The sequence below is a fragment of the Pseudarthrobacter sp. LMD1-1-1.1 genome, from assembly GCF_040676255.1.
GTDB lineage: Bacteria > Actinomycetota > Actinomycetes > Actinomycetales > Micrococcaceae > Arthrobacter.
Genome location: NZ_JBEGHP010000012.1, coordinates 417125 through 436124, shown reverse-complemented (window position 1 = coordinate 436124; position 19000 = coordinate 417125). Strand labels below are relative to the sequence as shown.

The 19000-nt window shown below is 67.5% G+C and carries 17 protein-coding genes; 9 read left to right on the top strand and 8 right to left on the bottom strand.

Features of this window, described 5'->3' with window-relative positions; genetic code table 11:
- The first annotated feature begins 67 nt into the window (after positions 1 to 67).
- Positions 68 to 1513 (top strand): purine-cytosine permease family protein, encoded by a 1446-nt coding sequence (locus MRBLMD1_RS07580; RefSeq protein ID WP_364398590.1) that lies wholly within the window; start codon positions 68 to 70, stop codon positions 1511 to 1513.
- Positions 1514 to 1603: 90 nt separating this feature from the next.
- Here MRBLMD1_RS07580 and MRBLMD1_RS07575 read toward each other — a convergent pair whose 3' ends face one another.
- Positions 1604 to 2065 carry a DUF4190 domain-containing protein gene (locus tag MRBLMD1_RS07575; protein WP_159634486.1) on the bottom strand — a complete coding sequence of 154 codons (462 nt, stop codon included), beginning with the start codon at positions 2063 to 2065 and terminating at the stop codon, positions 1604 to 1606.
- A gap of 34 nt (positions 2066 to 2099) precedes the next feature.
- Positions 2100 to 2672, bottom strand: coding sequence for a LysE/ArgO family amino acid transporter (locus MRBLMD1_RS07570; protein ID WP_364399316.1), 573 nt, complete (start codon positions 2670 to 2672; stop codon positions 2100 to 2102).
- Between the two features lie 94 nt (positions 2673 to 2766).
- Between MRBLMD1_RS07570 and MRBLMD1_RS07565 the strand changes: the two genes are divergently transcribed.
- A complete protein-coding gene (locus MRBLMD1_RS07565) occupies positions 2767 to 3696 on the top strand; it encodes a LysR family transcriptional regulator ArgP (protein ID WP_364398587.1) in 930 nt (309 codons plus the stop codon).
- Here the strand turns inward: MRBLMD1_RS07565 and MRBLMD1_RS07560 are convergent.
- Complete coding sequence (locus tag MRBLMD1_RS07560) at positions 3656 to 4612, bottom strand: nuclease-related domain-containing protein (RefSeq protein WP_364398585.1); 957 nt, start codon at positions 4610 to 4612, stop codon at positions 3656 to 3658. The genes MRBLMD1_RS07565 and MRBLMD1_RS07560 overlap by 41 nt on opposite strands.
- A gap of 241 nt (positions 4613 to 4853) precedes the next feature.
- On the opposite strand from MRBLMD1_RS07560, the gene pgm reads away from it, so the two are divergent.
- Positions 4854 to 6506, top strand: coding sequence for a phosphoglucomutase (alpha-D-glucose-1,6-bisphosphate-dependent) (pgm, locus tag MRBLMD1_RS07555; protein ID WP_159634495.1), 1653 nt, complete (start codon positions 4854 to 4856; stop codon positions 6504 to 6506).
- Here the strand turns inward: pgm and MRBLMD1_RS07550 are convergent.
- A complete protein-coding gene (locus MRBLMD1_RS07550; RefSeq protein ID WP_364399314.1) occupies positions 6503 to 7030 on the bottom strand; it encodes a hypothetical protein in 528 nt (175 codons plus the stop codon). The genes pgm and MRBLMD1_RS07550 overlap by 4 nt on opposite strands.
- A 164-nt stretch (positions 7031 to 7194) precedes the next feature.
- Entirely contained in the window at positions 7195 to 7800 is a 606-nt protein-coding gene (locus tag MRBLMD1_RS07545; RefSeq protein ID WP_364398582.1) for a malonic semialdehyde reductase, read from the bottom strand.
- Positions 7801 to 8000: 200 nt separating this feature from the next.
- On the opposite strand from MRBLMD1_RS07545, the gene MRBLMD1_RS07540 reads away from it, so the two are divergent.
- The gene (locus MRBLMD1_RS07540; protein WP_159634544.1) at positions 8001 to 9353 is read left to right on the top strand and encodes a uracil-xanthine permease family protein; all 1353 of its coding nucleotides are present in this window, start codon (positions 8001 to 8003) and stop codon (positions 9351 to 9353) included.
- Positions 9350 to 9793, top strand: coding sequence for a hypothetical protein (locus tag MRBLMD1_RS07535; RefSeq protein ID WP_364398579.1), 444 nt, complete (start codon positions 9350 to 9352; stop codon positions 9791 to 9793). The genes MRBLMD1_RS07540 and MRBLMD1_RS07535 overlap by 4 nt, the downstream gene beginning before the upstream one ends.
- A gap of 58 nt (positions 9794 to 9851) precedes the next feature.
- Here MRBLMD1_RS07535 and MRBLMD1_RS07530 read toward each other — a convergent pair whose 3' ends face one another.
- Together MRBLMD1_RS07530 and MRBLMD1_RS07525 are read right to left on the bottom strand one after the other, a co-directional pair.
- Positions 9852 to 10757, bottom strand: coding sequence for an SGNH/GDSL hydrolase family protein (locus tag MRBLMD1_RS07530; RefSeq protein WP_364398577.1), 906 nt, complete (start codon positions 10755 to 10757; stop codon positions 9852 to 9854).
- Complete coding sequence (locus tag MRBLMD1_RS07525; protein WP_364398575.1) at positions 10754 to 11638, bottom strand: GAF domain-containing protein; 885 nt, start codon at positions 11636 to 11638, stop codon at positions 10754 to 10756. Before MRBLMD1_RS07525 ends, MRBLMD1_RS07530 begins: the two co-directional genes overlap by 4 nt.
- A 276-nt stretch (positions 11639 to 11914) precedes the next feature.
- Between MRBLMD1_RS07525 and treS the strand changes: the two genes are divergently transcribed.
- Positions 11915 to 14200, top strand: coding sequence for a maltose alpha-D-glucosyltransferase (gene treS / locus MRBLMD1_RS07520; RefSeq protein WP_364398573.1), 2286 nt, complete (start codon positions 11915 to 11917; stop codon positions 14198 to 14200).
- Positions 14201 to 14230: 30 nt separating this feature from the next.
- On the opposite strand, the gene MRBLMD1_RS07515 is transcribed toward treS, so the two are convergent.
- Positions 14231 to 15448: an ROK family transcriptional regulator gene (locus tag MRBLMD1_RS07515; protein WP_224024168.1), complete on the bottom strand. Its 1218-nt coding sequence runs from the start codon at positions 15446 to 15448 to the stop codon at positions 14231 to 14233.
- 195 nt (positions 15449 to 15643) lie between these two features.
- Here MRBLMD1_RS07515 and MRBLMD1_RS07510 point away from each other — a divergent pair, with 195 nt between their 5' ends.
- The 3 genes from MRBLMD1_RS07510 (at position 15644) to MRBLMD1_RS07500 (ending at position 18994) form a co-directional block, all read left to right on the top strand.
- Positions 15644 to 16735, top strand: coding sequence for a Gfo/Idh/MocA family protein (locus MRBLMD1_RS07510; RefSeq protein ID WP_414703683.1), 1092 nt, complete (start codon positions 15644 to 15646; stop codon positions 16733 to 16735).
- Complete coding sequence (locus MRBLMD1_RS07505; RefSeq protein WP_364398568.1) at positions 16732 to 17553, top strand: hypothetical protein; 822 nt, start codon at positions 16732 to 16734, stop codon at positions 17551 to 17553. Before MRBLMD1_RS07510 ends, MRBLMD1_RS07505 begins: the two co-directional genes overlap by 4 nt.
- 112 nt (positions 17554 to 17665) lie before the next feature.
- Entirely contained in the window at positions 17666 to 18994 is a 1329-nt protein-coding gene (locus MRBLMD1_RS07500; RefSeq protein WP_159634565.1) for an ABC transporter substrate-binding protein, read from the top strand.
- Positions 18995 to 19000 lie beyond the last annotated feature (6 nt).

The following is a 19000-nucleotide window of genomic DNA, read 5'->3' as shown; positions in this document are numbered from 1 at the left end:
GCGGTGTTTCCGCGGCGCGAAAACCGATGTGATGGACCTTACGTTTTCATCGCTGAGGAGTTTGGCCATGGCCGGAGGCAGTACCGCCGTAGAGGCACGTTCGATCGACATGATCCCGCCGGGTGAGCGCCACGGCCACCCGCGGGGCCAGTTCACGCTGTGGTTCGGCGCCAACGCGCAGATCACCGCCATCGTGGATGGCGCCCTCGCGGTGGTATTCGGGGCGGATGCCTTCTGGGCCATCGTGGGCCTGCTGGTGGGCAACGTGCTGGGCGGCGCCGTCATGGCCCTCCACTCTGCCCAGGGCCCCAAACTGGGGCTGCCCCAAATGATCTCCAGCCGCGCCCAGTTCGGCGTCTACGGAGCCGTGATCCCGCTGGCGCTGGTCATCCTGATGTACGTGGGGTTCGCCTCCACGGGCACCGTCCTCTCGGGGCAGGCCATCAACCTCATGCTGGGAGTGGACACTCCCGCCGTCGGGATCCTCATCTTCGGTGCCGCCACCGCCCTGCTGGCCATCCTGGGCTACAAGTACATCCATGCGCTGGGCCGCATCGCCACCGTGCTGGGCCTGGCCGGGTTCCTGTACCTGACAGTCGCCGTCGTCACCAAGTTCGATGTCACCCAGGTGATGATGGTCAAGGGCTTCGAATGGCCCACCTTCCTGACCGCCATTGCCCTGGGTGCCGGCTGGCAGCTGACCTTCGGCCCGTACGTGGCCGACTACTCCCGCTACCTCCCGGCCGACACCTCGGAGCGCAAGACGTTCTGGTACACCTTCGCGGGCTCGGTGGGCGGCGCGCAGTGGGCCATGACCCTGGGTGCCCTGGCCGGCGGCCTGTCCGCCGCCAAACTCGGCGGGGACTTCCTGAAGAACCAGGTGGGGTACATGGGAGACCTTGCCGGCGGCGGCCTGATCGCCATCTTCATCTACCTGATGATCGTCACGGGCAAGCTGACCGTGAACTGCCTCAACGCCTACGGCGCCTTCATGTGCGGCGTCACCATCAGCACCGCCGTTAACCGCCGGGACACCGTCTCCAAAGCCGTCCGGATCGCGTTCATCGTGGCCGTCATCGGCGCCAGCGTCCTCATCGCGCTGTTCGCCAGCAAGGACTTCCTGAACCTGTTCAAGAACTTCGTGCTCCTGCTGCTCATGGTGTTCACCCCCTGGTCCGTGATCAACCTCGTGGACTACTACAAGATCTCCCGCGACCGGCTGGACATCCCAGCCCTCTACAACCCGGACGGACGTTACGGCCGCTGGAACGCCGCCGCCCTGGTCTCCTATGGAATCGGCGTCGTCATCCAGGTCCCGTTCCTGGCGCAGTCGCTGTATACCGGCCCGGTCACCAAGCTGCTGGGCGGCGCGGACATCTCCTGGCTCGTGGGGATCGTTGCCACCCTGGCCATCTACTACCCCTGGGCCAAGGCAACCAACCGCGCCCCGGCGGCGTCCATCTACCCGGACGGGCCGCTCGAGGTGCCGGCCCCCGCGGCAGTGAAGGGGTAAGGGGCGCTGTTTCCGTAAGCACGACGGCGGTCCTGGCGCGGGTGCCCGGGCCGCCTTTCGTGCCGGATCGGCGCGCCTGGCACCTGCCGGTTAGAACGTGCCGGTGTTTGACCCGGCGGTGCCGGCGACGGCCACGCCAATGATGAACAGCAGCCAGAGCGCCCCGTACCCCAGCAGGCAGAGGTAGCCCAGCACCAGGCCGGTAATGGACATCCCCTTGCCCGAGGGTTCGCGGCGCAGTGCCAAGTGGCCGGTGATGATGGCGGCGAACTGGGGAAGCAACAGCCAGCCCATGATGACCGAGGCGATGCCGCAGACCATGCTGGCGATGCTCAGGGTCTTCGGTTCCACAGTTCCGCCGTAGTAGGACGGCTGGCCGAAATACTGGGGCTGGCCATACTGGGCCTGGCTATATGGTGCCTGTCCGTACTGCGGCTGGTTGTACTGGGCCTGCCCGTACTGGGCCGGTGGCTGGTACCCGGGCCATGGCGAACCGTTGGGCTGGTTTTCGGGACGCTGGTAATCGGGCCCCTGGGACGGCTGGTTGGTCATGATTCCTCCCCTGCGAATCTGGCTACAGCCTACTTCAGTGCAGGATCAGACGGAGGGCCAGGACCACCATCAGGACGCCGATGGCCGCGTCGATCCACCGCCAGGTGCGGGGGCTTGCCAGCACTCCTGCGAGCGCCCGCGCCCCGTACCCGAGGACTGAAAACCACAGGACGCTTCCGGCCACGGCGCCGCCGGCGAAAGTCCAGCGCAGGTCAGGACCCTGCTGGTTGGCAAGGCTGCCCAGCAGCACCACGGTGTCCAGGTAGACATGCGGGTTGAGGAATGTCAGGGCCGCCGTGGTTGCGATGACCGAATTCCTGGACCTGGGCGCCTGTTCCGCCAGCGCGGCAGGCCTGGCCGCAGCCATAAAGGACCGCACCGCGAACCACAGCAGGTAGGCGGCTCCCGCCCAGCGCAGGACTTCCAGCACTCCAGGGAACCGGGTAACCAGCGCCCCGATACCCGCCGTGCCGGCCACGATCAGCAGGGCGTCACCTGCCATGCAGACGGCCACCACTGGGCCAACGTGCTCCCGGCGGATACCTTGGCGCAGCACAAAGGCATTCTGGGCGCCGATCGCCACGATCAGCGCCAGCCCGGTCAGCATTCCCGTAATTCCTGCAGCCCACATACCAATGACCGTAAGATTCCCGCTCAGTGAAGGCAAATAACGGATTCTTGGTTGTCATTAGAATGTCTTCATGAATCTCGAGCACTTGAAAGCCCTCGTCGCGGTCATGGACGAAGGAACCTTTGAGGCCGCGGCGGACCTGCTCCGGATCACGCCGTCCGCGGTGAGCCAGCGGATCAAGGCGCTGGAAGCATCCGTGGGCCAGGTCCTGGTACGCCGCCGGGTGCCCTGTACCGCCACGGACGCCGGTGCGCTGATGCTGCGGATGGCCCGGCAGGTGCAGGTACTCGAGGCGGAAACGTCAGCAGCGCTGGGGGCGGGGTCACCGGCCCGGGCCCACCTGCCGGTGGCCGTGAACGCCGACTCGCTGGCCACGTGGTTCATTCCGGTCCTGCACCAGGCCGCGGGCTGGGAGGACTCTGCCTTGGACCTCCATGTGGAGGACCAGGGCTACAGCAGCCAGCTGCTCCGCGACGGTGCGGTGATGGGCGCGGTGACGTCCGACCCCGTCCCGGTCAGCGGGTGCCGCGTTGAGCTGCTGGGATCCATGCGTTACATCCCGGTGGCCACCCCCGCGCTGCGCCGCCGCTTTTCCGCCTCCGGCAGGGTGGACTGGGCGGCAATGCCGGTGCTGAAATTCAACACGAAGGACACGCTTCAGCAGCAGCTGCTCACCGGGAAGAGCGTGCCTGGACTTCCCCCCACGCACACCGTGCCTTCTTCCCAGGGGTTCCTGGCAGCCGTCACGGCCGGCCTGGGCTGGGGAATGATCCCGGAGCTTCAACTCACCGGCGAACTGGCCGACGGCGTCCTGGTCCGGCTGGAGGAGGACACCCACCAGGATGTGGCCCTCTACTGGCAGGCCTGGGCCCTGGATTCAGACCGGCTCGCGCGGCTGGGCGCGGCTGTCCGGACGGCCGCCGGAACCCTGCTGCAGCCCGGGGGCGGCGGCCGGGAAGCTAACGGGCCAAGTAGGGCAGGATATAGACGGCGAAAATGACGAATGCAGCCAGCAGCGCCAGCTTTCCTCCGCTGGTACTGCCGTGCTGCTGCGCTTTGGCGTTCCGGCCGTGGCGCCCCGGACCGGCCGGTCGCGCTGACCGCTTTTTTGCCGGCACCCCAGCCGTCCCACTGGCCCCCTGGCCTGCCGGTGTTTCCCGTGGCGGAAGGGCCCGGCCGGCGGGGTGCCGCGCTGCACTGCGGGCCCTGGCGGCCTCGTCGCCGGATCCGGTTTTACGTGCCGGGGGCACCGTGGGGCCGGCTGGGGGCAGCGCACCTGCCGGGCGCACCACCGTTCCCGGGCGCACGTTGCGCAGGGCCGTGATGCCCGGCTCCTGCTCATGCGTAAGCTGCCGGCCCAGCTCCTCATAGAGGCCCACGACTGCCTGCTGGTCGAGGACGGCAGGCAACGCCTCGATGGCACCGACAACCCGCTGGGAACCGGCCACGGCAACGTCCGACGCCGTCACGCCGAAGAGGTCCGGCTGGGCCGCCATGCAGATGAGGGGACGCACCAATCTGCGGTGCGGGGGCGGCAGCACCGAGGCCACGGCGGCGCACTGGGCCAGGGCGCCCTCCACCGCCTGGGTCCGCGCATAACGGCCCTGCCACAGGACACCGGAGGCTACCCGCACCTCACCGGTCCAGTTCTTCGAATCCACCACCACCACGCCGCCCGGACCCACCAGGACATGGTCCAGGTTTGCCTTGGGCCTGCCCGGCCAATGGACATCGTGGAGTACGTACCACCCGCGGGGAACCAGCTCGCTGAGCTTGTCGGCCACCATCCGCTCCCCCACCGCACCGGCGTCCCATGCCTTGGTGGAATGTTCGGCCTGGTCCAGCCGCCGCTTCAACCGTGCAACGCGCTCGGCAGCAAGCCTGGACTGTTCCGCTGCCCCGTCTCCTGCCCCCATTGGACGTCCCCGTTTCCTTGCCGGACAGGACGACGCCGGCGGCCCGCCGTCGTCCGTTCCTTTCGCGTGTTCTCGTGGAATTTTCTTGAAATTAGCAGGGCACGGAAGGCCCGGTATATAGGTACTTTTGCGGCCGTGTACTCAGGTTGACTACTTGGTTTGCGTCCGTCACAGCAGGTCACAGCGTCCGGATTCTGGGCGGATCGTTTCGACTCCTGCCAGCTTCTGGCATGCTGGAGCCATGGCTAGCCGCGCGGGTACAGTTGCCCAACCCCAGGACCTTGTTGACATCACTGCGCTCCTTGACGCGTATTACGACATCGCGCCGGACCTCAGTGATCCCGGCCAGCGCGTGGTGTTCGGGACATCCGGGCACCGGGGATCCAGCCTCAAGGCCTCCTTCAACGAGCAGCACATCGTGGCCATCACCCAGGCCATCGTGGAGTACCGGGCGGCGCAGGGCGTCACCGGTCCGCTGTTCCTGGCAAAGGACACCCACGCGCTGAGCGAGCCGGCACAGAACTCGGCCCTCGAGGTCCTCGCCGCCAACGGCGTCCAGGTACTGGTCGATGCCCGGCACGGCTACACCCCCACGCCGGCACTGAGCCACGCCATCCTCACCTACAACCGGAAGGCGGCGCCCGGGGCCCCGCAGGCTGACGGCATCGTGGTGACGCCCAGCCACAACCCGCCGGCCGACGGCGGCTTCAAGTACAACCCCCCGCACGGCGGCCCGGCTGACTCGGACGCCACGGGCTGGATCGCCAACCGGGCCAATGAGCTGCTGGAAAACGGCCTGCGCGGCGTGAAGCGGATTCCGCTGGGCGACGCACAGTCCGCGGACACCACCGGAAAGTTCGATTTCCTCTCCAGCTACGTGGACGATCTTCCGTCCGTCCTGAACCTGGACGCCATCCGCGAGGCCGGCGTCCGGATCGGCGCCGACCCCATGGGCGGGGCCTCCGTGGACTACTGGGGCGAGATCGCCGAGCGCCACCACCTGGACCTCACCGTGGTGAACCCCACGGTGGATCCGCAGTGGGCGTTCATGACCCTGGACTGGGACGAGAAGATCCGGATGGACTGCTCATCGCCGTCCGCCATGGCATCGCTGATCCAGCGGATGGCTGCCGGCGGATCCACCTTCGATGTCGCCACCGGCAATGACGCCGACGCCGACCGCCACGGAATCGTCACCCCTGACGGCGGCCTGATGAACCCCAACCACTACCTCGCCGTAGCCATCGACTACCTTTACCGCAACCGCAGCGGCTGGAACCCGGCCTCGGTGGTGGGCAAGACCCTGGTGTCCTCCTCCATCATCGACCGCGTGGCGCAGAGCCTGGGCCGCAAGCTCGTGGAGGTCCCAGTGGGCTTCAAGTGGTTCGTTCCCGGCCTGCTGTCCGGTGAAGGTGCGTTCGGCGGCGAGGAATCCGCCGGCGCGTCCTTTAACAAGCTGGACGGCAGCGTGTGGACCACGGACAAGGACGGCATCCTGCTGGCCCTGCTGGCGTCCGAGATCACCGCGGTCACGGGCAAGTCCCCGTCGCAGCTGTACAAGGGCCTGACCGACCAGTTCGGCGCCCCCGTCTACGCCCGGATCGACGCCGCCGCAACACGTGAGCAGAAGGCAAAGCTGGGCAAGCTGTCCGCCGCGGACGTCACTGCCACCTCACTGGCCGGCGAAGAGATCACCGCCAAGCTCACCGAGGCCCCCGGCAACGGCGCACCCATCGGCGGCCTGAAGGTGGTCACCGAGAACGCCTGGTTCGCTGCCCGCCCGTCCGGCACCGAGGACGTGTACAAGATCTACGCCGAGTCCTTCAAGGGCGAGGAGCACCTGAAGCAGGTGCAGGCGGAGGCCAAGGCGCTGGTGGACAGCGTCATCGCCTAGCTCTCACCTTCGCGGCACCACAGCCGGAGGACGCGCCTGATGGTGTGGTCGCCGTCGGGAGCCATGTCCACCAGGGCGACGCGGTCAAGCACGACGGCGTCGCCCGGGTGGAGGCGTTTGCCACCGTGGTGCGAGACGTGGGGGCGGTAACCGGCAAGGGTGTGCGCGGGCGTCAGGATCCTGCCGCGCACGCCGTCGACGACAGAAACCAACTGCACGTGCAGGGCCTGCAGATCCGGCTGGGGCTTGATGAGGTTGACCGGTACCGAGTCGTTGCGGCCGAACGCCGCGTCCTCCCCCACCGTGAGCGCGGCACCCAGCGCAGCGGCGATCGGCGCATCAGCAAGCCCGGCGATGCTTTCCGCGACGTCCGCGGGGTCCTGGGCGTTTGTGGTGGCGGCAGCGCCGGCGTCGAGCCTCACGTCAAACCGCACCAGCGTGATGTGCAGCGGCCAGTCCGTCCGCAGGAAGACCTGGCCTTCGGCCACGGGTTCGACGAACGCCACGAAGATCAGGTTCCGCATCGGCATGCCCCAGTCTCCCACTCCCCCCTCAGACGCCCCATCACCTCCCGCCCATAAAAATCCAACGCCCCATCACCTCCCGCCCTTAAAACCCGAACGCCCCATCAGTAGGTGATGGGGCGTTGGGGAAAAGGGGGCAGGAAGTGATGGCGCGTCGGGGAGGGTTAGACGGTGCGGACGGCCTCGCCGTAGGAGTACTTGGGCTTGGCCTCGCCCCAGGCTCCCTCACCGGGCTGGCCGATGTTGACCACCATGAAGCTCTTCTGGTCGCCGGCCGGGAAGAAGGCAGCGTCGATCGCGGCGAAGTCGGCGCCCGTCATGGGGCCGGCGGCGAAGCCGAGCGATCGGACAGCCAGGATGAAGTAGCCGGCCTGCAGGTGGGCGTTGTTGTTGCCCGTGGCGGCAGCCAAGGCCGGATCGGCGTCGTACATGGCCTTGGGGGCGTTGTAGCCGGGGAGGAAGTTGTCCCACTTGCCCGCCCAGTCAGTGTCGTAGCTGAGGATGGCCACGAGCGGGGCGGAGGCCGTCTTGGCCTGGTTGCCGCGGGACAGGGCATCCACCAGGGTGGCGCGGGCCTCGGCCGAGCGGACGTAGGTGACGCGCAGCGGCTGGGAGTTGAACGCGGTGGGGCCGAACTTGGTGAGCTCGTAGATAGCCTGGGCCTGTTCCTCGGTCACCTCACCGGTGAACGAGTTGGCGGTGCGGGCCTGGGCAAAGATGGCGTCGACGGCTGCCGAATCGATAACCGCTTCTTCGTGGGCAATGGTCATTGGCTTACCTTTCGCTGCGCCGCCCGCCTGCCGGGGTGGCCTCTGTTGCTGTCCATAGTTGCAACTTCAAGTGCTTTCCTCCTCTTCCCGTGACGCCTGGTGACCTTGGCCACAGCAGGCCGCGGGAAATACTTGGCGGTATTCTGGACCGAGTTGATCTTCGCCCCTTCGCGGCACCCCCTTGAAAGGCATTCCTTCCCATGAGCATGCTCGGAATCAAATGGAAGCTGCACGGCACCGGCAAAACCATCAAGCCCGGCCAGGTGGTGGCCCCGGATGAGCGGCTGGCGTGGCCCCTGACCATCGGCGTGGGCATGCAGCACGTGGTGGCCATGTTCGGCGCCACCTTCCTGGTTCCCATCATTACCGGGATGCCGCCTGCCACCACGTTGTTCTTCTCCGGCATCGGGACGCTGCTGTTCCTGGTGATCACCAAGGGCCGGGTGCCCAGCTACCTGGGCTCAAGCTTTGCGTTCATCGCTCCCATTACCGCCTCGCAGGCGCAGTTCGGGATCCCCGGAGCCCTGGGCGGCGTGGTCCTCGCCGGCGCCACGCTGGCCCTGGTGGGTGCGGTGGTGCAGAAGTTCGGCGCCGGCTGGATCAACCGGCTGATGCCGCCCATCGTCACCGGCGCCATTGTGGCGCTGATCGGGCTGAACCTGGCCCCCGCCGCGAAGCAGAACTTCGACGCCGCCCCCATCACCGCCCTGGTCACGCTCGTCACCATCATCCTGGTCAGCGTCCTGTTCCGCGGAATCCTGGGGCGGCTCAGCATCCTGGTGGGCGTGGTGGTGGGCTACCTGGTGGCCATGCTCCGCGGCGAGGTGAAGTACGACAAGATGGACGCCGCAGCCTGGATCGGCCTGCCGCACTTCCAGACCCCCGAGTTCCATATTGGCGTGCTGGGCCTGTTCGTCCCCGTGGTCCTGGTGCTGGTGGCGGAGAATATCGGCCACGTGAAGTCGGTCGCCGCCATGACGGGCCAGAACCTCGACGGTGTCTCCGGACGGGCGCTGATGGCGGACGGCGCCGCCACCGTGCTGGCCGGCTTTGGCGGCGGCTCGGGCACCACCACCTACGCGGAGAACATCGGTGTCATGGCTGCCACCAAGGTGTATTCGACGGCGGCCTACTGGGTTGCGGGTATGTTCGCCATCCTGCTCAGCTTCTCGCCGAAGTTTGGTGAACTGATTGCGACCGTCCCGGCCGGGGTGCTGGGCGGCGCGGCCACCATGCTCTACGGCATGATCGGCATCCTGGGCGTGAAGATCTGGGTGCAGAGCAAGGTGAACTTCTCCAACCCCGTCAACCTGACCACCGCCGCCGTCGCCCTGATCATTGGCATCGCCGACTACACCTGGACCATCGGGGACCTGAAGTTCACCGGCATTGCCCTGGGATCCGCTGCCGCGCTGGTGATCTACCACGGCATGAAAGCCATCGCGAAGGCGCGTGGAACGGTGGCGGAGCCCGAAACGGAACAGGGCGTCCTGCCTCCCGCCGTGAAGTCGGCGCTGAACGCGGCAGCGAAGCGGGGCCCGCGGAAGCGTTGAGGCTGAATACAGCGGCAAACCACCGCCACGTCCAGCAGTCCGACCTGCCGCCGGAGCAGATCCACACCCTGGACCCGGTGCCCAAAGGCCGCTTGGCGGCCTGCGTCATCGCATTCCTTTTGGGCAGCTGGATGCTTGCAGTACCCGTGGCGCTCATTGACCAGCTCAAGGACGCTCCGGGCCCCGGGCCGGCCATTGTTTCCGGGACGGTCATCGCTCTCGCCGTGGCCACAGCCGGCCTCGGGGGTTTCCTGTTCTTCAACGCCAGGGACCGCCGGAGGCCGTGGTCCGTGGCGCTCATCGGCGCCCTCGCTGCGTCTGTCATTGCAGCAGTAATGTCAGCAACCCAGCCGGGGTACGGCCTGCTGTTGGCCGTCCCGGCCATCGTGGCAGGGGTCCCCGCACTCATCGCGTTGGCCAGGGACGCCAGCAGGACCTGACGCCGGCACTGCCTGCCGGCGCCGGGCAGGAGTTCCACACGGCGCGCCGGACAGAGGGCTACGCTGCCTGCCCCTCCGGTGCGGGGCCGCCCGCCATTCCCGGATTCCGGCCTGCCACCGGGTGCCCGGGCGGGAATGGCCCCGGGCGGCCCAGGCCAAACACGGGCGCCGGCTGCGGCCGCTTCGCCGCCAGTCCTTCAGCATGCCGGGGAAGCAACTGCTTCAGTACCCACGGCACAAAGTACTGCCGCGCCCACACCAGGTCCTCGGCCCGGGCCTGTGTCCACCCATGGGCCGGAAGCGGCCGCGGCTGGAGCGGCTTGAGGGCGTGCGCTACCCCCAGTGCATTCAGGGTGGCCACGGCCACGGAGTGATGGCCCAGCGGGGACAGGTGCAGCCGGTCCGGGTCCCACATCAGTGCGTGCTGAAGCTCCGGCAGGCACCACAGGTCCACCATGATGGCGTGGTGCCGCGCGCCGATCCTGTGCAGGTGCTCGTTATAGATCGCCACGCGTCCGCGGATCTTGCCGAAGACAGGAGTGTCGCCCCAGTCCGGACCTGCGTAGAGCAGCACCGTGGCACCGGTGCCTGAAAGGATGCCGACGGCCTCGTCGATCTTTTCCGCCAGCTTGTCCGGATCGCCGTGGCGGAACACGATGTCGTTACCGCCGCCGGACATGGCGATCAGGTCGGGTTTCAGTGCCAGGGCCGGCTCCAGCTGCACGTCGAGGATCTGCTGCAGAAGGAAGCCCCGGATCGCCAGGTTGGCGTAGGCGAAGTCCGGCTGGCTGTCGGCGAGTTCCTCGGCCACCCGGTCAGCCCAACCACGGAGGCCGCCCAGGCTGTTCGGCTCGGGATCGCCAATTCCTTCGGTGTAGGAGTCCCCCAGGGCAACGAACCGGTGCCAGGGATGTCTGTCCGGTCCTTCGGCGACGGAGCGCAGCTCCTGCTTCTCGATGGTCATGCCGTCCTCCCTTCCGCCGCCGGCGGGGGTTCCTTCCCCGCCGCAGCTTCCTTCCGGGGCGACTTTCCGGTTGGAAAGTCCCGCCCCGCCGCCGACGGGCGCGGAAGCTCCGCCACGCCGTCGTACGTTTCCTGCCGCCGCGCTGGAACCTGCCCGCCCCCGCGGTCCACGCCGCCGGGGGCCACAACGTTCAGTGCCGCGTCCCGCAGGTCCACTTCGTGGTGCAGCGCCTGCGTCTGCAGGAACCGCAGTGCACCCTCGCGGGTGAGTCCGTATTCGTTCATGAGGCTGCGCACCGCCAGGTCCACCAGGATCAGGGAGCTTTGGACGACGGCGAGGCCGGCCGTTGCCTCCGCCCGCTCCGCCGTGCGGACGACGACGCGCAGGGCCCGCGAAACCTGGTGTGCATAGCTTTGGCTCTGCACCAGGTCATCGCTGGTGAAGGAATGCGGGGCCGCTGCGTACAGGGTGATGGCAGCGCTCGTGGCGCCTTCGGTAAGGATGGGGACGGAGAGCAGGGACTGCACGCCATGGCCGGCGGCGGCGCTGGAATAGCCGGGCCAGCGCCGGTCCCGGCCCAGGTCGGACAGCAGGACGAATTCCCCGGTGCGCACGGCTTCCATGACCGGCCCGTCGGCAAACGAGCATTGTTCGCGGTCGGCCTCGCGCGCCTGCTCGGTGCTGGCCGCGAGGGTACGTGCTTTGCCCAGGCGAAAGAGGGTGGCCGCCCAGCCGAGGCCGCGGCGCTCACCTTTGATACCCGTCATGAAGTCGCGGGTGACTTCCCAGAGGTAGTCTTCGACGTCTTTGCTGTCGAATACCGGCTCCGGGGTAACTGGAAGCGGTCCCCAGCCAACCTGCCCCGTGGGATCAGCGGCCATGCTCCAGCCCTGCTATCAGCGCTTCGGCCCACTGCAAAACCTTTGCTCTAAGAATACGACCCCTTTGAGGCGTTGGTGGGGGAAACGGGTAAAACAGGGGGTTTCGCGGGTTTAGGGAGGAGCGGCGCGCCGGTGTCCCTTCCGCAGGCTCGGCTGCGCAGTAGCATCGGGAGGGGGAACACCGAATACTCCCTGCTCGCTTGGGTACCTGACCTTGGGCAAGGGGTCGTGGGGCATCCATGCCAGCACGGAAACGAGCAACGGAAAGAGGAGCTTATGCGGGAGCCGGGCACCAGCGAGCGTACTTCAGAAGCGGATGCAGCCGCCGCGGGCAATGCGGAAGTGGAAGAGGGCGCTGCGGAGCCGTCACCGGACCTGGAGGTTACTTTCGACGAGCAGTTCTTCGCTGCCCGGCCCAAGGCGCTGCGGCCCATCGCGCGCCGGCGGCAGTTCGTGGGCAGCAGGCCGTCCTTCGAATTCGACGGACGGAACGCCGCGTATGTGGAGTGGCTGCGCAACCAGGCCATGCTCGGGGATGCGAATACGCTGGCACGGCAGCTGTCCGGCCAGGCCAGCATGTGGCAGAACTCGTATGCCCATCCCAACCCGCGGGCCGCCGTCGAACGCGCCTCCGTATGGTTCACCGCCTACCCGCTGTCCTTCATCACCCGGACCGGGCAGTCCTTCCTCTCCGCCCTGGGCGACCCCGAAATGTGGAAGGCTTTCCGCGAAATCGGAATCCGTGGGATCCACACCGGACCCGTGAAGCTCGCCGGCGGCATCAGCGGCTGGTCCCACACGCCCAGCGTTGACGGCCACTTTGACCGCATCAGCATGGCGATCGATCCGGTCTTCGGCACCGAAGAAGAGTTCCGCAGCATGTGCGAGGTCGCGGCTGAGCACGAGGGCACGGTGATCGATGACATCGTCCCCGGCCACACCGGCAAGGGCGCGGACTTCCGCCTGGCCGAGATGAACTTCCGGGACTACCCCGGGATCTACCACATGGTGGACATCCCGGAAGAGGACTGGAACCTGCTCCCGGACGTCCCGGAGGGGGCGGACTCGGTCAACCTCAGCCCCGACTCCGAGCAGGCCCTGCAGAAAGCCGGCTATATCATCGGCCGCCTGCAGCGGGTCATCTTCTACGAGCCCGGAGTCAAGGAGACCAACTGGAGCGCCACGCGGCCCATCGTGGACACCACCGGAAAGACCCGCCGCTGGGTCTACCTGCACTACTTCAAGGCCGGCCAGCCCTCCATCAACTGGCTTGACCCCACGTTCGCCGGCATGCGCCTGGTGGTGGGCGATGCCCTGCACTCGCTGGTGGACCTGGGCACGGGAGCGCTCCGCCTGGACGCCAACGGCTTCCTGGGCGTCGAGAAGAGCGCGGAGGAGCAGCCCGGCTGGTCCGAGGGGCACCCGCTGTCCGAGGCCGCCAACCAGCTCATCGGGTCCATGATCCGCAAGGTGGGCGGGTTCTCCTTCCAGGAGCTGAACCTGACCATTGACGACATCAAGGCAACGTCGGAGTCCGGCCCGGACCTTTCCTACGACTTCATCACCCGGCCGGCGTACCACTACGCCCTGGTCACGGCCGACACCGAGTTCCTGCGGCTGACCCTCCGGCTGTCCATGGAAATCGGGGTGGACCAGGCCTCACTGGTGCACGCACTCCAGAACCATGACGAACTCACCTACGAGCTGCTGCACTTCGCTGCCGGACACCGGGACGAGATGTTCGAGCTCAACGGTGAGGAACTCACCGGCGCCCAGCTGGCCGAGAATGTGCAGCAGACCCTGCGGGACCAGCTCACCGGGGAGAATGCGCCGTACAACGCCGTGTTCACCACCAACGGCATTGCCTGCACTACCGTCAGCTTCATCATGGCGGCCCTGGGAATCAAGGACCCGGCCACAGTAACCGCGGAGCAGGAGGCGCAGATCCGGGACGTCCACCTGCTGCTGGCCATGTACAACGCGCTCCAGCCCGGCGTCTTTGCCCTTTCCGGCTGGGACCTGACCGGCATCATGGCCCTGGACCGCAGCAGCGTCCGCGAACTCACGTCGCAGGGCGATACGCGCTGGATCAACCGGGGCGCGCACGACCTCATGGGGACCAGCCCGGACGCCACCAACTCCTCGGCCGGGATGCCGCGGGCCCGCAGCCTGTACGGATCCCTGCCGGACCAGTTGCAGGACCAGGACTCCTTCGCCCGCCGCCTCCAGCGGATCCTCGCCGTCCGGGAAGAAAACGGCATCGCCACGGGCACCCTGCTGGACGTCCCCGAGGTCTCCAACCGCGCCGCGCTGGTGCTGGTCAACCGGCTGAAGGACGGGGCCCTGCAGGTCACCGCGCTGAACTTCTCCGGGCAGGACATCGCCGGCAGCATCCAGTCCAACGAACTGCCGTCCGGCGCCAATGTCCAGGACCTGTTCAGCGGCGAAACCGTGGGGCAGGTGGATGACCTGCACAGCTTCTTCCTGGAGCTGCCCGCCTATGGCGGAACCGCGCTGCTCCTGACTGAGGCCCCGGAGCCCGAAGCGGAGGCGTTAGGCTGACCGCCAGGTGGCGCCGGGGATCCTCCGGCGTCACCCGGCGATGGCGCCGGCCAGGGTGGCTTCGATGATGGCGGGCGAGAGCACGTACTGGGTGACCAGCTGGCTTGCCCCCAGCACGCCAGCCTGGCTTCCGGCGCGGGAGACGCTGATGCGCAGGTGTGAGGTGGCCAGCGGGGGCGAGCGCCGGTACACCACTTCGCGGATGCCGGCCACCACGTGCTCCCCCGTCTCACCAAAGCTGCCGCCCACCACAATCACGGACGGATTGAGCAGGTTGACCACGGTGGCCAGGACCTCACCGATGTCCCGGCCTGCCTGGCGCAGCGCCTGGATGGCCTGCAGGTTGCCGTCTGCGGCGAGCCGGATCACGTCCGCGCCCCTCCCGACGTCCAGTCCGTGCTCCCGCAAGGAACGCGCGACGGCGGGACCTGACGCGAGTGCCTCCAGGCACCCGTAGTTTCCACAGGCGCAGAGGACATCCGCGCCCCGGGCCACCTGCACGTGCCCCAGGTCGCCCGCCGTGCCGTTGGCACCGCGTTGCAGCTCGCCGTTGCTGATGATGCCGGAGCCGATGCCGGTGGCCACCTTGACGAAGAAAAAGTTGTTGTGCTCCGGCCAGTGTGCGGACTGCTCCCCCAAGGCCATGATGTTCACGTCGTTGTCCACCAGCACGTGGACGGGCAGGGACCGCTGGACGTAGCTGACCACGTCGAACCCGTCCCAGCCCGGCATGATGGGCGGCTTCACCGGTTTGCCGGTGTCATGTTCCACGGGGCCGGGCAGTCCGATGCCGATTCCGGCAAGTTCTGCGACGCTGCGTCCCGCCGAAGCGAGGAGCTCCTTGCCCTGGGCCACCACCTGGTCCAGCACGGCCTCCGGACCGTCGGCCACCTGCTGCTCGAGCCGGTGTTCGGCAAGGATCTTCCCGCCGAGGTCGGTGACCGCGACGATGACGTGAGTGGCACCCACGTCCACGGCCAGCACCAGGCGCGCTGCGGGGTTGAAGGCAAAGCGCGACGGCGGCCTGCCGCCGCTGGAGAGGGCTTCCCCTGCCGGGCCCACCAGGCCGGACAGCATGAGCGCATCGATCCGGGAGGCCACCGTGGAGCGGGCCAGCCCCGTGCTCAGGGCAAGTTCGGCGCGGGTGCGGGCCCTGCCGTCGCGGAGCAGCTGGAACAGGTCCCCGGCACGCGACAGGCTGCCGACATCGGAGTCTTTTCCGGCCTGCCTGCCCGTCGGTGAAGTCATGTCTAAGTCATAACACTGTTACTTACTGCTGTCACCACGCCAGAAGAATGACGCGCAACAAACAACTTTTGCTTGACGCGCGTCAAAAGTAGTTCTACGTTGTGACTCAAGGCACATTTGCGGTTCCGATGGCAACCATCCGCCGCACTGATCCCTCCGGTACTCCAGAGTCCGCTTACAAAGAGGTAGTTGAACTTGTCCCACATCGCAGCGCCAGCAGACCGGCCCCTGGGCGTCGGCATCCTCGGCGCCGGGCCCGTCACCCAGGCCATCCACCTCCCGGCACTGGCACGGCTCCGGGACACCCTGGAAGTACGGCACATCATGGACGTGGACCCGGCCGTGGCCTCTTCGGTGGCGGCCCGGGTCGGGGCTGCATCCAGCACCAGCCTGGAGGCCCTGCTGGGTGATCCAGGCGTGGACATCGTGGCGATCTGCAGCCCCCACCAGTTCCACGCGGACCAGGTCATTGCCGCCTGCCGGGCCGGCAAGAAAGCCGTCCTCTGCGAGAAGCCCTTCGCCATGAACGGTGAGGAGGCAGCCAGGATCGCCGAAGTCAGCGCCGCGACGGGGGTCCCGATCGTGGTGGGGGCCATGCATACATTCGACCCCGGCTGGCTCGCGGCGGAACAGAACTGGGGCGATCTTCCCGCACAGGCGCACACCATCCGCTCCTCCATCGTCCTCCCGCCGAACGCCCGCTTCGAAGACTTCGCCACCGAGATCATTACCCGCCCCACCACCGGCACGCCCGACTATTCGGACGTCGAGGTCATCAAGGCCATGATGCAGGGCGGCATCATGGGCCTGGCCATCCACGACCTGCCCCTGGTGCGGCGCTTCACCCCGGACTTCGATGAGATCGAGGTGCTCCAGGCGCGGCACGTCCGGCCGTTCGGTTACGCCGTCTCACTCAGGACCCCCACCCGCGTCATCGAACTGCGTGCCGTCATGAACAGCACCTGGAAGCCCGAGTGGACCTTCGAGGCCATCGGTGACGACTCCGCGCTGCGGATCGACTTCACTCCGTCCTACGTCCAGGCCGGCTCCGCCGTCGCCACGTTCTCCCGGGTCAGCGAAACCAGCACCTTCGGTCCGTACGGCCACAACGGCTACGAAGGCGAGTGGCGTGAACTGGCTGAACTGGCCCGCGGCACGCGCCCGGCCCCCTCCGCCCAGGCCCTGATCGACGACCTCACCTTCGCCCTGGCCATCTCCGCGGCCACGGTGCAGGACGTTGCCACAGGACACGCGGCCGCCACGGAAACGGCAGGAGCCACCGCATGAGCGCGTACACAGTGACAGCAACGCCGCGGGCCGAAGAAGCAGGCGCGGTAGCCCTGGCAGTTGCCTCCCTGCCGGCGACCTTCGGCCCCCCGACGGAGGACCGGGCGCCTGACGTTGTGGTGATCGCCGGCGAAGCGGGCTGGACCACGGAAGCCGCCCGGGCCATCGACTCCGGGCCGCGCGGCATCCTGGTGGTGGATCCCGTCCCCGAGGAAACCACGCAGTTGGCGGACGCTGCCCGGGCAGCCGGTGCCGCCGTCGTTCTCGATCTCCACTGGGCTTCCAACCCCGCGCTGGTCAGCGGAAGCGGCGACCCCGACGCCCGCGACGCTGTTCGCAGCGCCCTGGGCACGGCATCGTTGCTGGACAGTGTTGCCACGGCAGCCCCGGGCACGGACGTGCAGCGGCTCCTGGCCCGGCACCTCGCCGCCGTGCTCGCCGTCAGCGGACAGCTCCACGGCGTCAGCGTCCTCCGCAGCGGCACCACCGGGTACACCGCCACCGGCCGGCTGGCCAACGGCGCACCGTTCACCGCCCAGGGCGTACTCACCGCAGCCCGCCCGGCCGGCGTCGGGATCCACCTCTACACGGCCGACGGCGGCGTGGACGTCCAGGTCCCGGATCCGGACGCCGCATGGCCCGCCGAAGTCAGGGTCACCGGGGCCCACGGCCAACTTTTGCTTCCCACCCTGTACGAATCCGCCCACCGGGCGGCGTGGCGGCGGCTGAAGACCCATCTCAGCGCCGGCACGCTCCCGGACGACCTGGCCGGGTTTGCCCGGCTGACCGACCTCTACGCAACCCTCGCTGACACGTAACCAGCCCACCGATACGCAACCGAACCAGCAGTCCAGTCCCACCTCCACTCTCAACGATGAGCAGGACCGCACCAACGGCGCACAGCGCAAGACGGTCCCGAAAGGACACATCATGAACGCAACTCCCGAACAGCGCCGCTCCTTTTCCCGGCGCGGCTTCCTGGGCCTGACGGCTGCCGCAGCCTCCGTACCCCTGCTCGCCGCCTGCGGCGGCGGCTCGGCATCGCAGGGAGGCGGCGGGGGCGGGGCCGGCGGCACCGTGAAGTTCTGGGACATGCCCTGGGCAACACCGGCCTACAACGATGCCGCCAAGGGCATCGCGGAAGGTTTCTCCGGTGCCAATGGCGCCAAGGCGAGCTACCAGATCATCCAGTGGAACAATTTCTACCAGACCTTCTCCTCCGCGATTGCTTCCAAGACGGGCCCGGCTGTGTCCACGGGCGGCGGCTTCCAGGCGTTCCAGTTCGAGCAGCAGGGCCAGATCGCCTACGCGGACAAGGTGATCGAGAAGCTGAAGGCCAACGGCCAGTTCGATGACTTCCTGCCCGGCGTGCTGGACCCCTTCAAGTCGGACAAGGGCTACGTGGCGGTCCCGTGGCAGCTGGACATGCGCGTCTTCTGGTACCGCAAGTCCCTGTTCGAGAAAGCCAACGTTGCGCTGCCCACGGACTGGCCGTCCCTGCTGGAAGCAGGCAAGGCACTGAAGAAGGTGGGCGCGTTCGGCTTCACCACCGGCGCAGGCGCAGGGAACAACTACGCCAACCACTCCATGATCATGATGATGGTCAACAACGGCGGCGGCGTCTGGAACAAGGACGGCGAGCTGGACCTGATGAATGACCGCAACGTCGAGGCCATGGAATTCGTCCTGGAGCTCGTCTCCAACGGCATCGTCGACCCGGCCGCGGTCAGCTACACCACGGACAATATGTCCGCCCAGTGGAAAGACGGCAAGGCCGGCTACGGCCTGTTCCAGGTGAACGTCCCGCAGCGCGTGGGCGACACCTCCGGCGACCTGCTGGTGGCTGACCCCATCAAGGGCCCGCACGGGGACAAGGCCACCATCGTCTTCCCGAACAACATCATGATGTACACCAACACCCCGTCGCAGGAAGCCTCGGAGGAGTTCCTGGTGTACTACCTGGGCCAGCTCAAGCAGCTGTGGCAGAAGAAGCTGATGTCCGCCCTGCCGGTCTTCAAGTCGATCACGGAGATCCCCGAGTTCGCCAACGACCCCAACAACGTCAAGATCGTCAAGGACTGGCAGCCTATTGCCAAGACCTTCGCCGCCCAGGGCAGCCGGCTCAATGCGAACCTGGCGGCCCTTGACGGCGGCCAGGCACTGAACCAGTTCAGCCAGACCATCATCACCGGCAAGGCCGACGCCAAGACTGCCCTGCAGACCTTCCAGTCCGGCCTCGAGTCGGTCCTGAAGAAGTAGGACCGA